The organism is Nocardioides sp. (genome assembly GCF_016462705.1).
GTDB lineage: Bacteria > Actinomycetota > Actinomycetes > Propionibacteriales > Nocardioidaceae > Nocardioides.
This window is the reverse complement of sequence record NZ_JAEMSS010000116.1, coordinates 1-13,691: the sequence shown is the minus strand read 5'-3', so window position 1 is coordinate 13,691 and position 13,691 is coordinate 1. Positions and strand designations below refer to the sequence as shown.

At 71.7% G+C, this 13,691-nt stretch carries 14 protein-coding genes; 9 read left to right on the top strand and 5 right to left on the bottom strand.

All coding sequences use genetic code 11. The features are described 5' to 3' along the window. The 4 genes from JHD21_RS14685 to JHD21_RS14670 form a co-directional block, all read left to right on the top strand. Nucleotides 1-654, top strand: a 654-nt coding sequence (locus JHD21_RS14685; protein ID WP_292676700.1) for an AMP-binding protein, incomplete at its 5' end; no start/stop codon positions are given. Beyond that, nucleotides 651-857, top strand: coding sequence for a hypothetical protein (locus JHD21_RS14680; RefSeq protein ID WP_292676698.1), 207 nt, complete (start codon nt 651-653; stop codon nt 855-857). The genes JHD21_RS14685 and JHD21_RS14680, both read left to right, overlap by 4 nt. Nucleotides 858-904: 47 nt before the next feature. Further along, a complete protein-coding gene (locus JHD21_RS14675) occupies nt 905-1,231 on the top strand; it encodes a hypothetical protein (RefSeq protein ID WP_292676696.1) in 327 nt (108 codons plus the stop codon). Continuing rightward, on the top strand, nt 1,228-2,943 hold the full coding sequence (locus JHD21_RS14670) for a M91 family zinc metallopeptidase (RefSeq protein ID WP_292676694.1): 1,716 nt from the start codon (nt 1,228-1,230) through the stop codon (nt 2,941-2,943). Before JHD21_RS14675 ends, JHD21_RS14670 begins: the two co-directional genes overlap by 4 nt. 14 nt (nt 2,944-2,957) lie before the next feature. On the opposite strand, the gene JHD21_RS14665 is transcribed toward JHD21_RS14670, so the two are convergent. From JHD21_RS14665 to ppdK, 3 genes are read right to left on the bottom strand one after another with little or no spacing between them, the layout of a single operon-like run. After that, on the bottom strand, nt 2,958-3,464 hold the full coding sequence (locus JHD21_RS14665) for a general stress protein (protein ID WP_292676705.1): 507 nt from the start codon (nt 3,462-3,464) through the stop codon (nt 2,958-2,960). A 35-nt stretch (nt 3,465-3,499) separates the two neighbouring features. Beyond that, a complete protein-coding gene (locus JHD21_RS14660) occupies nt 3,500-3,919 on the bottom strand; it encodes a pyridoxamine 5'-phosphate oxidase family protein (RefSeq protein ID WP_292676692.1) in 420 nt (139 codons plus the stop codon). Between the two features lie 3 nt (nt 3,920-3,922). Beyond that, nucleotides 3,923-6,589: a pyruvate, phosphate dikinase gene (gene ppdK / locus JHD21_RS14655; RefSeq protein WP_292676690.1), complete on the bottom strand. Its 2,667-nt coding sequence runs from the start codon at nt 6,587-6,589 to the stop codon at nt 3,923-3,925. A gap of 91 nt (nt 6,590-6,680) precedes the next feature. Here ppdK and purS point away from each other — a divergent pair, with 91 nt between their 5' ends. Then, nucleotides 6,681-6,932, top strand: coding sequence for a phosphoribosylformylglycinamidine synthase subunit PurS (purS, locus tag JHD21_RS14650; protein ID WP_292676688.1), 252 nt, complete (start codon nt 6,681-6,683; stop codon nt 6,930-6,932). After that, nucleotides 6,929-7,597, top strand: coding sequence for a phosphoribosylformylglycinamidine synthase subunit PurQ (gene purQ, locus JHD21_RS14645; protein ID WP_292676686.1), 669 nt, complete (start codon nt 6,929-6,931; stop codon nt 7,595-7,597). Before purS ends, purQ begins: the two co-directional genes overlap by 4 nt. On the opposite strand, the gene JHD21_RS14640 is transcribed toward purQ, so the two are convergent. Further along, on the bottom strand, nt 7,594-8,949 hold the full coding sequence (locus JHD21_RS14640) for a glycoside hydrolase domain-containing protein (protein WP_292676684.1): 1,356 nt from the start codon (nt 8,947-8,949) through the stop codon (nt 7,594-7,596). The genes purQ and JHD21_RS14640 overlap by 4 nt on opposite strands. 194 nt (nt 8,950-9,143) lie before the next feature. Here JHD21_RS14640 and purL point away from each other — a divergent pair, with 194 nt between their 5' ends. From purL to arfB, 3 genes are all read left to right on the top strand, one after another. Next, nucleotides 9,144-11,435, top strand: a complete 2,292-nt coding sequence (purL, locus tag JHD21_RS14635; RefSeq protein WP_292676703.1) for a phosphoribosylformylglycinamidine synthase subunit PurL — start codon at nt 9,144-9,146, stop codon at nt 11,433-11,435. 203 nt (nt 11,436-11,638) lie between these two features. Continuing rightward, nucleotides 11,639-12,643 carry a thrombospondin type 3 repeat-containing protein gene (locus tag JHD21_RS14630; protein ID WP_292676682.1) on the top strand — a complete coding sequence of 335 codons (1,005 nt, stop codon included), beginning with the start codon at nt 11,639-11,641 and terminating at the stop codon, nt 12,641-12,643. 98 nt (nt 12,644-12,741) lie between these two features. Continuing rightward, nucleotides 12,742-13,167 carry an alternative ribosome rescue aminoacyl-tRNA hydrolase ArfB gene (gene arfB, locus JHD21_RS14625; RefSeq protein WP_292676680.1) on the top strand — a complete coding sequence of 142 codons (426 nt, stop codon included), beginning with the start codon at nt 12,742-12,744 and terminating at the stop codon, nt 13,165-13,167. On the opposite strand, the gene JHD21_RS14620 is transcribed toward arfB, so the two are convergent. After that, the coding region (locus JHD21_RS14620; RefSeq protein WP_292676678.1) for an HNH endonuclease signature motif containing protein at nt 13,168-13,691 on the bottom strand (524 nt) is incomplete at its 5' end.

The following is a 13,691-nucleotide window of genomic DNA, read 5'->3' as shown; positions in this document are numbered from 1 at the left end:
CCGGTCGAGGTGCACAAGGACTTCGAGACGAAGTTCGGCGTCACCATCCTCGAGGGCTACGGGCTCTCCGAGACCTCCCCGGTCGCCAGCTTCTCTCCGCTAGGCGAGGGGGTCCGGGTCGGCTCCATCGGCAAGCCGGTCCCGGGCGTGGAGATGAAGCTGATCCAGCCCGACTCCTGGGACGAGGTCGAGTGGTCGGAGGACACGATCGGCGAGATCGCGATCAAGGGCCACAACATCATGAAGGGCTACTACGGCCGTCCCGACGCGACCGACGAGGCGATCCAGGACGGCTGGTTCCGGACGGGCGACCTGGGCCGTCGCGACGCCGACGGCTGGTACTACATCGTCGACAGGTCCAAGGACATGATCATCCGCGGTGGGTACAACGTGTACCCGCGGGAGGTCGAGGAGGTGCTGATGTCGCACCCGGACGTCTCGCTGGCCGCGGTCATCGGCGTCCCGCACGACAGCCACGGCGAGGAGATCAAGGCGGTCGTCATCCTCAACGACGGCGCCTCGGTCACCGAGGACGAGCTCGTCGAGTGGGGCAAGAAGGAGATGGCGGCCTACAAGTACCCGCGGGTCATCGAGTTCGTGCCCTCGCTGCCGATGACGGCCACCGGCAAGATCCTCAAGCGCGAGCTCTCGTGACCTTGGGCCGCACGGTCGGTCTCGCGATCGCCGGCCTGATGATCCTGGTCGGCGGCGTCTGGTTCGGCCAGGGCAACGGCTGGATCGGGGGCAGCTCGATGACGGACGAGGACTTCTGGGCCTACGCCGGCGCCCTCACCGCCGGGCTGGGCGTCGCGCTGGCGATCGTGGTCGTCCAGAACGCCCGCCGCAAGGACGGCTGACCCCGCCGGAACGTTTTGCCGCCGCGCCGACGGGGCAGATCGCTCGCATGCAGGTCGTGGCGGAGGAGTTCGTGCGGCTCGCCCGCGCCACCCTGGACGCGTCCGTCCGTCTGGCGGAGGAGTGGTCCGGAGCCGGCGCGGCGCTGGGCCCCGCCGACTCCGCCGGCGGCGACACCCTGCACGGGCCTTCGTTCGTCGCCGCCGCCCACCGAGCGGCCGAGGCGGCGGACGTGGCCGTCGGACGGCTCGTCAGCGTGCTCCAGGAGGACGCCGACGACGTTCTGCGGGTGGCCTTCGACGTCTCGGTCGTCGACGAGTCGGCGGCCCACCGGTTCGCCGGCGTCCCTACGCTCCGGCGGACCGGCGTCGGATGACCGCCGGTCTGTGGACGCTGCGGCACGACGCCGCCGCTCTCGAGCAGGCGGCCACCTCGTGGACCGGGGCAGGAGCCGCGCTGGCGGCGACCGTGGACGACGTCAACGCCGCCGCGCTGGCTGTGCTCGGGGCCGGCTGGGAGGGCGACTCGGCCGACGGGTACGACGCACACCGGCGGCGGCTCGTCGCTGACGTCGACCGGGGCACCGCCCTCGCCGACCGGGCCGCCGGCGTCCTCCGCGCGGCCGCGGGCTCGATCCGCGCCGCGGAGAGCCGGCTGCAGGGCGCCTGGGCGCGGGTCGCGGGCGTCGCCCACACGGTCGCCGGCCGCGAGGTCGTCTTCCGCCCGGCTGACGACGCCGAGAGGCTGCTGGTCGAGGAGGCGCGCGACGAGGCCGTCGGGATCCGCAGCGGCCTCGACGCGGCCCTGGTGGGAGACCTGGCCGGGCTCGACGACCTGGCCCGGGAGTGGACCGCGCTCGCCGGGCGCTGGGCCGACGCCGCCGCGGGCGCTCCGTCGTTCGAGCTGCCCGAGGACACCGACCGCACCGGCATCCTCGTGGTCGACGGCGTCGTCGTCGTCAACACCGGCGGTGGCGTCGACGACGTGGTCGTCAGCCGGGACCCCGCTACGGGCGAGGTCCTGGTCGACGTCGACGGCGTCTACCACCGGTTCCCGGAGGGCACCGAGGTCGAGATCCGCACCGGCACGGGCGACGACTCGGTCACGGTGGATCCCGGGATCCGTGACGGTGTCACGGTGCTGGCCGGCGAAGGCGCCGACGAGGTGCACGGAGGCGCCGGCGGCGACACGATCGTCGCCGGGACCGGCCACGACGTCGTGACGGGCGGGGACGCCCACGACCACCTGTTCGGCAACGCCGGGCAGGACTACCTGGACGGCCAGGACGCCGGCGACCTCGTCGACGGCGGGCAGGGTGACGACACGGTCTACGGGTTGGGGGGTGCGGACACGCTCGCCGGCGGCGAGGGCGACGACTACATCGAGGGCGGCCTGGGGGACGACGAGATCCTCGGCGGGTCCGGGGCGGACGTGCTGTCCGGCGGCGCCGGTGACGACCACCTGGCCGGCGGTGCCGACCCGGACGTCGCCTACGGGGGCACCGGTGCCGACGCCGTCGTGGGCGGCAGCGGCCACGACACGTCGTACGCCCAGCCGACCGGTGCGGTGGACCTCGACGACTACGTGACGATCGAGGGCTCTCCGGAGTTCGAGGCCCGGGTCCGGGCGGACCTCGCGCTGCTGGCGGCCTCGCCCAACGGCCACGAGCTGCTGGCCGGGATCCTTGACGGTCTCGAGGAGGGCGACGACGGCACGGTGGTGATCCGCGAGCACCAGCCCGGGGACCCGGACCGGGCGTTCCTGGACCCGACCGGCGCCGAGGGACCCGACTACGTGCTCGGCTACGACCCGACCTACGACGACCTGCGCGGTCACACGCCGCCCTCGGTCGTCCTCGGGCACGAGCTCGCCCACCTCTGGGACCACGTCACCGGTCATGCCGACGATCTCGACGGAGAGACCGCGGGTGTCGACAACGGTGAGCTCGCTGCCACCGGCCTGCCGATCGACCACGACGACGACCCCGGGACCCCGGCCGTGATCGACCCCGAGCACCCGGTCGAGATCACCGAGAACGGCCTGCGGGACGAGATGGGCCTGCCCGGTCGCGACGACTACGAGCGGTAGTCGCCGGCGTCAGCTCAGGCGAACGGGTCGGGCAGCCCACCGGGGAGGCCGGCGAGGAGCTCGCGGGCCTGCGCGGCCGACTTGTGCTCGACGAGCACCTCGTACTTGGTCGCGACGACCGCGGTGACCGACGAGAAGTCCCGCTGGCCCCGGGTGAAGGCGTAGCCGACCAGGGCGAACACCATCCCGAACAGGGCGCCGATCAGGACGGTGGACAGGATGATCGCCAGCGTGCTCTCGCCGCCGTCGCTGAACAGCGACAGCAGCACACCGATGAAGAGCCCGAACCAGACACCGGACAGGATCCCGCCCACGGCCACCCGACCGCTCGTGAGCCGGCCCGTGATCCGCTCGATCCGCTTGAGGTCGGTGCCGACGATCATCAGCTGTTCGACCGGGAACTTCTGGTCGGAGAGGTGGTCGACGGCCTTCTGCGCGGCGGCGTAGTCGTCGTAGACCGCCAGTGACTGCGGGAACTCCAGCCGGAGCGGGTTGGCGGGGGACGCGCCGGGCCTGTTCATGCTCATGGCACCCAGTCTGGCGCAGTGGTGGGGACTCAGTACGGCGACGGCAGCCGGCGGCCGGTCACCTTGTCGGCCATGACCCGCAGGAACAGCGGTCGGTGCCCTCGTGGCCACACGTGCAGCCCGCCCAGGATGTCGGGAACGTCGAGGCCGTCGATGCTCTCGGCGACCCCGGTGACGATCACGCTCCAGCCCGACTGGGCCACCGGGTCCAGCGAGTCGACCTCGACGAGGACCTCCCGGCCGGGGCACTCCTGGGCCAGCCGCGAGTGGGGCGTGGTCCGGAACCACAGGGCCCCGTCGGCCACCGCGTAGTTGACCGGGACGATCGCCGCGGCCCCGTCAACGGTCCAGACGACCCTGGCGATCCGCACCGGCTGGTCCAGCAACCGCCAGCACTCGTACGGCGCCAGCTCGAGCAGGGCCGGCTGGACCGAGGGGCTCTTGTCCATCGTTCACCCCGTCAGCACGGCCCGCGCCGCCTCGAGCCGCGCGATCGGGACCCGGAACGGCGAGCAGGAGACGTAGTCGAGACCGGCGCGCTCGAAGAAGTGGATCGACTCCGGGTCGCCGCCGTGCTCCCCGCAGACCCCGAGGTGCAGCTCGGGCCGGGTCTCCCGACCGAGCCGCACGGCGGTCTCGACCAGGGAGCCGACACCGGCCACGTCGATCGACTCGAAGGGCGACACGGCGAAGACGCCGTGGTCGAGGTAGGTCGGGAAGAACGCCGCCTCGACGTCGTCACGGGAGAAGCCCCACGTCATCTGGGTCAGGTCGTTGGTCCCGAACGAGAAGAAGTCCGCGTCCTCGGCGATCCGGTCGGCGGTGAGCGCTGCCCGGGGGACCTCGATCATGGTGCCGATCCGCACCGGGATGGTGAGGCCCCGCTCGGCCTGGACGTCCGCCACGACCGCCTCGATCTCGGGACGGACGAGCGTGAGCTCCTCGGCCGTCGCCACCAGCGGGATCATGATCTCGGGACGCGGGTCGCCGCCGGCTTCGATCCGGTCGGCGGCCGCCTCCAGGACGGCCCGCGCCTGCATCGTGAACAGGCCCGGCACCGCGATGCCCAGCCGGACCCCGCGCAGCCCGAGCATGGGGTTCTGCTCGTGCAGCCGGCCCACCGCCTCGAGCAGCCGGTGGTGCTGACGGTCGCGCTGGCCGTGGTCGTCCTCGAGGGCGACCCGGACGGCCAGGGCGGTCTGGTCGGGCAGGAACTCGTGCAGCGGGGGGTCGATCAGCCGGATGGTCACCGGGAGGCCGTCCATCTGCTCCAGGATCTCGGTGAAGTCCGCGCGCTGCAGGGGCAGCAGGTCGGCCAGGGCGGCCTCGCGTCCGGCGTCGTCCTCGGCCAGGATCAGCCGCTCGACGAGCTCGCGGCGCGGGCCGAGGAACATGTGCTCGGTGCGGCACAGGCCGATGCCGTGGGCGCCGAAGCGGCGGGCCCGGGCGGCGTCGTCCGGGGTGTCGGCGTTGGCCCGCACACCCAGCCGGCGTACGGCGTCCGCGCGGTCGAGCACGAACGCCACCGCGTCGACGAGGGAGTCCTCCTCGTCGGCGGTGCCCTCGAGGTGGCGGACGATCAGCGACTCGGTGACGGGGACGTCGCCGAGGAAGACCTCGCCACTGGTGCCGTCGATGGAGATCTGGTCGCCCTCGGCGAGGGTCCGGCCCCCACGGACGTGCACGACGCGCTTCTCGACGTCGACCTCGAGCTCCTCGGCGCCGCACACGCAGGTGCGGCCCATGCCGCGGGCCACGACCGCCGCGTGGGAGGTCTTGCCGCCGCGGCTGGTGAGGATCCCGCGCGCGGCCACCATGCCGGGCAGGTCGTCGGGGTTGGTCTCCTTGCGCACCAGGATCACGCGCTCGCCACGGCCCGCCCACTCGGTCGCGGTGGTCGAGTCGAGCGCGATCCTGCCGGAGGCGGCGCCGGGGGACGCGCCGATCCCGGTGCTGAGCAGCACCCGGTCGGCGGACTGGTCGAACCGCGGGAACAGCAGCCGGGCGAGCTGGGCGCCGGTGACCCGGCGGACCGCGTCGTCGGCGTCGATGACGCCCTCGTCCACCATCGCCTTGGCGATCCGGAACGCGGCCTCGGGGGTGCGCTTGCCGACGCGGGTCTGGAGGATCCAGAGCTTGGTGGCCTCGATCGTGAACTCGATGTCGCACAGGTCGCGGTAGTGGGCCTCGAGCCGGGCCATCACCGCGAGCAGCTCGTCGTAGGACGGCTTGTCGATGCCCTCCAGGTCGGCCAGCGGCATGGTGTTGCGGATGCCGGCGACGACGTCCTCGCCCTGGGCGTTCTCGAGGTAGTCGCCGTAGACGCCCTGGTGCCCGCTGCCCGGGTCCCGCGTGAAGCAGACGCCGGAGCCCGAGCCCTCGCCACGGTTGCCGAACACCATCACCTGCACGTTGACCGCGGTGCCGAGGTCCTCGGGGATCCGCTCCTGGCGCCGGTAGAAGGTGGCCCGCGGGGTGTTCCACGACTCGAAGACGGCGTTGACGGCGGCGAGCAGCTGGGCCCGTGGCTCCAGGGGGAAGTCCTGGCCGGTGTGCTCGCGGATGACGGACTTGTACGTCGTCGCCAGGCCACGCATCGCGTCGGCGTCCAGGTCGACGTCGGCCGTCACGCCGCGGTCGGCCTTCACCTTGTCGAGCTCTCCTGCGAACGCCTCGTCCTCGATGCCGAGCACCGTGCTGCCGAACATCTGCAGCAGCCGCCGGTAGGAGTCGTAGGCGAACCGCTCGTTGCCGCTGCTGCGGGCCAGCCCCTCGACCGACCGGTCGTTGAGACCGATGTCGAGGACGGTGTCCATCATCCCGGGCATCGAGAACTTCGCGCCCGAGCGGACCGAGAGCAGCAGCGGGTCCTCGTCGTCACCGAGGCGACGTCCCATCGCCTGCTCGAGCCGGGCGACGTGCTCGTCGACCTCGTCGAGGAGCCCCTCGGGCGCCGAGCCGGTCGCGAGGTAGGCGCGGCAGGCCTCCGTCGTGATCGTGAAACCCGGCGGGACCGGAAGGCCCAGCCGGGTCATCTCGGCGAGGTTGGCGCCCTTCCCTCCGAGGAGGTCCTTCTGCGTCATGTCGCCTTCGTCGAAGTCCTTGATCCACTGGCCCATGAGGTCCAGTGTTCGGAGTCGGTCCGTCCACGGACAGGGACCAAGGGCCCGCCTCTCCGGGACCCTGTGCCGAGTTCGTTAGCCTGAGGCCGTGACTCGAGTCGTCGTCGACGTGATGCCCAAACCCGAGATCCTCGACCCCCAGGGCAAGGCCGTGCTCGGGGCACTGCCCCGGCTCGGGTTCTCCGGCGTCACCGACGTGCGCCAGGGCAAGCGGTTCGAGCTCGAGGTGGCCGGGGAGGTCACCGAGGACGTGCTCGACCAGGTCCGTCAGATGGCCGAGACGCTGCTCTCCAACCCGGTGATCGAGTACTTCGAGGTGCACGTGGAGGCGGACGCGTGAAGGTCGGCGTCGTCACCTTCCCCGGCTCGCTCGACGACGTCGACGCCCAGCGCGCGGTCCGGTTCGGCGGGCACGAGGCGGTCGCGCTCTGGCACGGCGACCACGACCTTCGCGGCGTCGACGCGGTGATCCTGCCCGGCGGCTTCTCCTACGGCGACTACCTCCGCTGCGGCGCGATCTCGCGGTTCTCGCCGGTGATGGCCGAGGTCGTGGCGGCGGCGAACGCCGGGATGCCGGTGCTCGGGATCTGCAACGGCTTCCAGATCCTGTGCGAGTCGCACCTGCTGCCCGGGGCGCTGATCCGCAACGACCACCGCAAGTTCGTGTGCAAGGACCAGCGGCTGCGGATCGAGAACAACCGCACCCCGTGGACCTCGGCCTACGCCGCGGACGCCGAGGTGACCATCGTCCTCAAGAACGGCGAGGGCGGGTACGTCGCCGACGACGCCACCCTCGACCGGCTGGAGGGGGAGGGGCGGGTCGTCGCCCGCTACCTCGTCGGCAACCCCAACGGCTCGATGCGTGACATCGCCGGCATCACCAACGAGCGCGGCAACGTCGTCGGCCTGATGCCTCACCCCGAGCACGCGGTCGAGGACCTGACCGGTGCCGGCACCGACGGGCTGGGCTTCTTCACGAGCCTGGCCGAGTCGGTCCTCGCCTAACGGATCCCAGCGGCGAGCGCCGCCCAGGTCTGGGAGCCGGCCACACCGGACCCCTCGAGCCCGGTGCGGGCCTGGTAGGCGCGCACGGCACGCTCGGTGAACCCGTCGAAGACGCCGGTGACCGGCAGCTGGGTCGCCCCGTCGGCGGCGTTGAGCGCCCGCTGGAGGCGTCGTACGTCGTCGCCGGTCGAGCCGACCTTGAGGACCGGGTTGGCGCCGCCGCCGTCCGCGACGGCGAACAGCATCACCCAGTTGCGCTGGCTCCAGGCCTTGGTGGTCTTGAGACCCCGGGCCTGCTTCCACGCCTTGATCGCCTGGACCAGCTTGGGGGAGTACGTGCCCCTGAGGTTGCCCGAGTAGACGGACTGCTCGCGGAGCAGGCACTTCAGCGCGGTCACCTTGCGCTCGCCCGGTCGCTGACCGGCCTTGGGCGGCGCGAGGCGCGGGTACTCCTTGAAGCTGACCCGGGTCCCGCCGCACCGGACCTCGGCCGGGGCCACCGACCCGTTGCCGAGCTCGAGGTAGTTGCTGTCGATGTTGATCCGCACCCCGCCCCAGCGCTCGTCGTGGCCGCCCTTGTACTGCTTGACCCGTCCACCCGGTCGCCAGCCGTCCTCACGGATGTAGTCCGAGCTGGTGTTGGCGACCCCGTCCCACCGGGCGAGCCAGATCCGGTCCGGCAGCGCGAAGACGCCCGGCCGTTCGACGCGCGCGTCGTCGAGCATCTTGATCCCGGAGCCGACGCTGGAGTAGACGCCGGAGACGTACCCGAGCTGACGGATCTGCGTGGTCCAGCCGCTGAGGAACCGCAGGGCGGACTCGCGGCAGGTCGTGTTGTTGACGTTGAAGCCCTCGAGGTCGTACCAGAGCGTGCTGCCGGGCACGATGCCGAGCCGGGTCGCCTCGGCGACCGCGGTCGTCGCCTCGGCGACCCCCTGCTTGCGGGCCTTGCCGTAGCGGCCCTTCCGGCCCGGCTTGGGGTTGATCGTCGGGTCGTCGCCGTAGCGGGGGAAGCGGTCCAGGCAGTCGGCCTGGGGCCCCAGCGTGATCGGGAGCAGACGCCAGCCCTTCTTCAGCTGCGTGCTCACCCACGCCGGGGTCAGGTTGGGCTGGTCCCGGCAGGCGCGGCTCTTGCCGGAGATGTAGATGCCGACCGCCAGGAACGGTGACGACTCGAGCCAGGCGTTCATCTTGTACTGCTCGGGCGTCAGGCACTGGTCGAAGCCGTAGCCGGTGAAGTCGCCGGGCGTCGGCGGGTTGGTGCCGTCGGCGTGTGCGGCGGGGATGACACCCAGGATCAGGGCGACGCTGAGCGCCAGCGTGCTGAGGAGGGCGCGGAAAGGGCGATGCATGAGGCGATGCATGGGGAGGTGCTCCAGCCTGGCTCGGGGAAGAGAGTCGCCTGGTGGCTGCGAGCACCGTAATCCCAACTGTCACTTGAGTAACAGGGGTTGTGGATAACTACAGTTCTGTAATTCATCCGGCGATGCCGCCGCCGCGCCTGGGACGCCACGCCGATAGATTGGCGACCGTGACGAGCACCCCGGTGACCGCCCACGTGACGGGCCTCGACACCGTCGCGGCCGCCACCGAGGACCCGCAGCGCGAGCAGCCGTGGGCCGATCTCGGCCTCAAGGCCGACGAGTACCAGCGGATCCGCGAGATCCTCGGCCGGCGCCCGACCAGCTCGGAGCTGGCGATGTACTCGGTGATGTGGAGCGAGCACTGCTCCTACAAGTCGTCCAAGGTGCACCTCAAGCAGTTCTCGGACATCCCGCAGGAGACGCCGGTCGGCAAGATGCTGGCCGGCATCGGCGAGAACGCGGGCGTCATCGACATCGGCCAGGGCTACGCGGTGACCTTCAAGGTGGAGAGCCACAACCACCCGTCGTACGTCGAGCCCTACCAGGGTGCGGCGACCGGTGTCGGCGGCATCGTCCGCGACATCCTGGCGATGGGTGCCCGGCCGGTCGCCGTCATGGACCCCCTCCGGTTCGGGCCCCTGTCCGAACCCGACACCCACCGGGTGCTGCCGGGGATCGTCGCCGGCATCGGTGGCTACGGCAACTGTCTCGGCCTGCCCAACATCGGCGGCGAGACCGTGTTCGACCCGAGCTACCTCGGCAACCCGTTGGTGAACGCGTTGTGCGTCGGCGTCCTCCGGCACGAGGACCTCCACCTCGCCAAGGCCAGCGGCGTGGGCAACCAGGTGATCCTCTACGGCGCCAAGACCGGCGGCGACGGGATCGGCGGCGTCTCCGTCCTGGCGTCCGAGACGTTCGAGGCGGCATCGGAGAGCGCCTCCGGCGCGGGCGGCCCGGCCAAGCGCCCGAGCGTCCAGGTGGGCGACCCCTTCATGGAGAAGCTGCTCATCGAGTGCACCCTCGAGATCTTCGCGGCGGGCCTGGTCGCCGGCATCCAGGACCTCGGCGGTGCCGGGCTCTCGTGTGCGACCTCCGAGCTGGCCAGCGCGGGCGACGGCGGCATGCACGTCGAGCTCGACCGGGTCCCCCTCCGGGACTCGACGCTCGCGCCCGAGGAGATCCTGATGAGCGAGTCGCAGGAACGGATGATGGCGGTCGTCGAGCCGGACGACGTGGCGGCGTTCCTCGCGATCTGCGCGAAGTGGGAGGTCGACGCGACCGTCATCGGCGAGGTCACCGAGACCGGGCGCCTGCAGATCGACTGGCACGGCGAGCGGGTCGTGGACGTGCCGCCCCGCTCGGTGGCGCACGACGGGCCGACGTACCACCGTCCGTTCGCCAGGCCGCAGTGGCAGGACGCGCTGCAGGCCGACGGTGCGCAGGGGCTGGCCCGGCCGGCCACCGGCGACGAGCTGCGGTCGACCCTGCTGCGGATGGCCGGCAGCCCCAACCTGTGCGACAAGTCGTGGGTCACCGACCAGTACGACCGCTACGTCCGCGGCAACACCGTGCTGGCGCAGCCCAGCGACAGCGGGATGATCCGCGTCGACGAGGAGACCGGCCTGGGTGTGGCCGTGTCGACCGACTGCAACGGCCGGTTCGCCAAGCTCGACCCGTATGCCGGCGCGCAGCTCGCGCTCGCGGAGTCCTACCGCAACGTCGCGACCGGGGGAGCCCAGCCGCTGGCGATCAGCGACTGCCTCAACTTCGGGTCGCCCGAGGACCCGGACGTGATGTGGCAGTTCGCCGAGGCCTGCCGGGGCCTGGCCGACGGCTGCCGCGAGCTCGGCATCCCCGTCACCGGCGGCAACGTCAGCCTCTACAACCAGACCGGTGAGACGGCGATCCTGCCGACGCCGGTCGTCGCGGTGCTCGGCGTCATCGCCGACGTCACGAAGCGGACCCCCTCCACCTTCGGCGCGTCCGGCGAGTCGGTCCTCCTCCTCGGCGAGACCCGCGAGGAGCTGTCCGGGTCGGAGTGGGCGCACGTCGTCCACGGCCACCTCGGCGGGCTGCCGCCGACGGTCGACCTGGCCGCTGAGAAGACGCTGGCCGAGCTGCTGCGCGAGGCGGTGGGGATCGTGTCGAGCGCCCACGACCTGGCCGAGGGCGGTCTCGCCCAGGCGCTGGTCGAGGCGTCGCTCGGCAACGACCTCGGCGTCACGGTCGACCTCGCCGAGGTGCACGAGGACCCGTTCGTCGCGTTGTTCTCCGAGTCCGCCGGCCGGGTGCTGGTCACGGTGCCGACCGCGGACGAGTCGCGGCTGGTCGACCTGGCCGACCGGCACGGCGTACCCCTCACCCGGCTCGGCGAGACCGGCGGCCACAGCATCGACGTCGCCGGGCAGTTCGCGGTGCCGCTGTCGCTGGTCCGGGACGCCTGGTCGAGCACGCTGCCCGCCGCCTTCGCCTGAACGGGCTGACACATCCGGGCCATGCCGCGGACCGGGGTCAATGGTTCGGGTGGGTCATGGCCATCCGGACGATCGGATGAGAGGGTCGCGTCGGATCGCATCGCGGTCCCGGGGCAACGGGGGGAAGCTGGCGACGGGGGGTCGTCGGTCAGTGATGCGTCTGCAAGATCCGGACGCCCTGCACTCGCAGAGAACGGATGCACATGCGCACGAAACTCCTGGCGGCCGCAGCCGCCACCGCGCTGGTCGGACTGACCAGCGTTTCCCCGGCTCACGCAGCCACGACGACCGAGGTCGTCACGCCGGCCGACCTGGGCAACGGCTGGTACCCCGCCGACACCCGCGCGCCCGGAACAGGCACCTTCGAGCAGGGCCCGGCAACACCGCCCCTCGGCGCCGGGAGTTTCGAGCTGAGAACTCCCGAAAACGCCGCGAAGGTCCAGCTCTTCACCGACGCCTACGACGGTGTTCGGCTAGCCGACATCGACGGCCTCGGCTACTCGACCTACCGCGACCCGGCATCGACCGGCTTCGTCGCCGGCGTGAGCGCCCTGAACCTGCGCGTGGACATCACCGGTGATGGGGCCCCGGACGCGTATCTGGTGTACGAGCCCTACCAGGACCAGGGCAATGCGGCGGTGCAGACCGGCGTCTGGCAGAACTGGGACGCCTACCGGGGCGGTGCGGCCAAGTGGTGGTTCAACAACGGCGCGGGTGGCTGTGGTCAGACCCAAGACGAGTTGTGCTCCTGGTCGACCATCGTGGCGGCGTTCCCGAACGCGACGATCGAGGAGGGCGCCAGTTGCGGACCCGGTAGTGCGCCGGTGACCCCGTGCCCGGGCTCGCTCGGCGTCAACCAGGGTTCGTTCAACTCCGGCATCCTCTCCAACGCCGATGCGCTCTACGTTTCGGTCGCGGGTGACAAGATCGTCTACGACTTCGAGCTGACCCTTCCTCCGCCCCCGGACGCCGACGGCGACGGGGTCCCGGACGCTACGGACAACTGCCCGACCGTGGACAACCCCGGCCAGCAGGACGAGGACGAGGACGGGGTGGGCACCGCCTGCGACTCGCCCGAGAAGCCGACCACCAAGGACCAGTGCAAGAACGGTGGCTGGCAGAGCTTCAGCGGCCCGTTCAAGTTCAAGAACCAGGGTGACTGCGTGAGCTACGTCGCCACCGGTGGCAAGAACGGCGCCAAGGGCTGACCCACAGCCCCGCATCACACTCGTGCAGTGCCCGCCTCTCTCCAGGGGCGGGCACTGCCGCGTCCGGGGCGAGCGCGTGCCGGGGCGACAATGACCGGATGGCCGAGGACCTCGTGGTGACCCGGTCGTGGACCATCCCGGCCGCCGAGCTCGCCGAGCGGTTCTCCCGCTCCTCCGGTCCGGGAGGCCAGAGCGTCAACACCACGGACAGCCGGGTCGAGCTGTCGGTCGACCTCGCGGGGTCGGCATCCATGCCGGCGTACCTGCAGGAACGGGTGCTGGAGCGGCTTGCCGGCCGGCTGGTGGGTGGCGTCCTGACCGTCACCGCGAGCGAGCACCGGACCCAGCACGCCAACCGGCGGGCGGCGCGCGAACGGTTGGCGCAGGTGCTCCGGGAGGCGGCCGCGCCCCCCGCACCTCCACGGCGTGCGACCAAGCCGACGCGCGGCAGCAAGGAGCGACGGCTGGCGCAGAAGAAGCGTCGTGGTGAGACCAAGCGCGGCCGGCAGGGCCGGTTCGACTGACTACTCGAGCTGTCGGGTGCCGTCGCGGGTGCGGAGGTAGAGCAGCCCGTGGGGGTCGCGCCACAGGTAGGTGCCTGGTGGTCCGAGCTTCCAGTAGCGCCAGCCGGCGTGGGTCTTGAGCCGGTGGTGGTGGCGGCACAGGGGCGCGAGGTTGCAGTGCGGGCAGGTGGGGCCGCCGGTGTCGTAGGAGGTGATGTGGTCGCAGTCGCAGTGCCTGGCGGGGCGGGTGCAGTGCGGGTGGACGCAGGTCCGGTCCCGGCGGGCGACGAGGTCGCGGTCGCGGACCGAGGGGGCGTAGGTGATCCGGGCCCGGATGCCGTGGTCGTCGCAGTCGACGGGGAGGGTGTGGTCGCGGATCGGCTTGACGACCAGGTTGATGTCCGGACGTCCGGCCCAGGCGCGGATGACCTGGTCGAGGTGGGCTCGTAGGTCGACGTCGGTGGCGACGGGGTCCAGGCCCAGCAGGTTGGCCTCGGTGAGCTCGAGGGTGGCGGTCAGGTCGCGGGTCCAGGTCGGTGTGGCGT

What these genes read in the sequence shown, in the direction of transcription:
- JHD21_RS14640 (WP_292676684.1), bottom strand. Translation starts at nt 8,949, where the DNA reads ATGCATCGCCCTTTCCGCGCCCTCCTCAGCACGCTGGCGCTCAGCGTC.
- JHD21_RS14665 (WP_292676705.1), bottom strand. Translation starts at nt 3,464, where the DNA reads ATGAACAGGCCCGGCGCGTCCCCCGCCAACCCGCTCCGGCTGGAGTTC.
- ppdK (WP_292676690.1), bottom strand. Translation starts at nt 6,589, where the DNA reads ATGGGCCAGTGGATCAAGGACTTCGACGAAGGCGACATGACGCAGAAG.
- JHD21_RS14660 (WP_292676692.1), bottom strand. Translation starts at nt 3,919, where the DNA reads ATGGACAAGAGCCCCTCGGTCCAGCCGGCCCTGCTCGAGCTGGCGCCG.
- arfB (WP_292676680.1), top strand. Translation starts at nt 12,742, where the DNA reads ATGGCCGAGGACCTCGTGGTGACCCGGTCGTGGACCATCCCGGCCGCC.
- JHD21_RS14670 (WP_292676694.1), top strand. Translation starts at nt 1,228, where the DNA reads ATGACCGCCGGTCTGTGGACGCTGCGGCACGACGCCGCCGCTCTCGAG.
- JHD21_RS14675 (WP_292676696.1), top strand. Translation starts at nt 905, where the DNA reads ATGCAGGTCGTGGCGGAGGAGTTCGTGCGGCTCGCCCGCGCCACCCTG.
- JHD21_RS14630 (WP_292676682.1), top strand. Translation starts at nt 11,639, where the DNA reads ATGCGCACGAAACTCCTGGCGGCCGCAGCCGCCACCGCGCTGGTCGGA.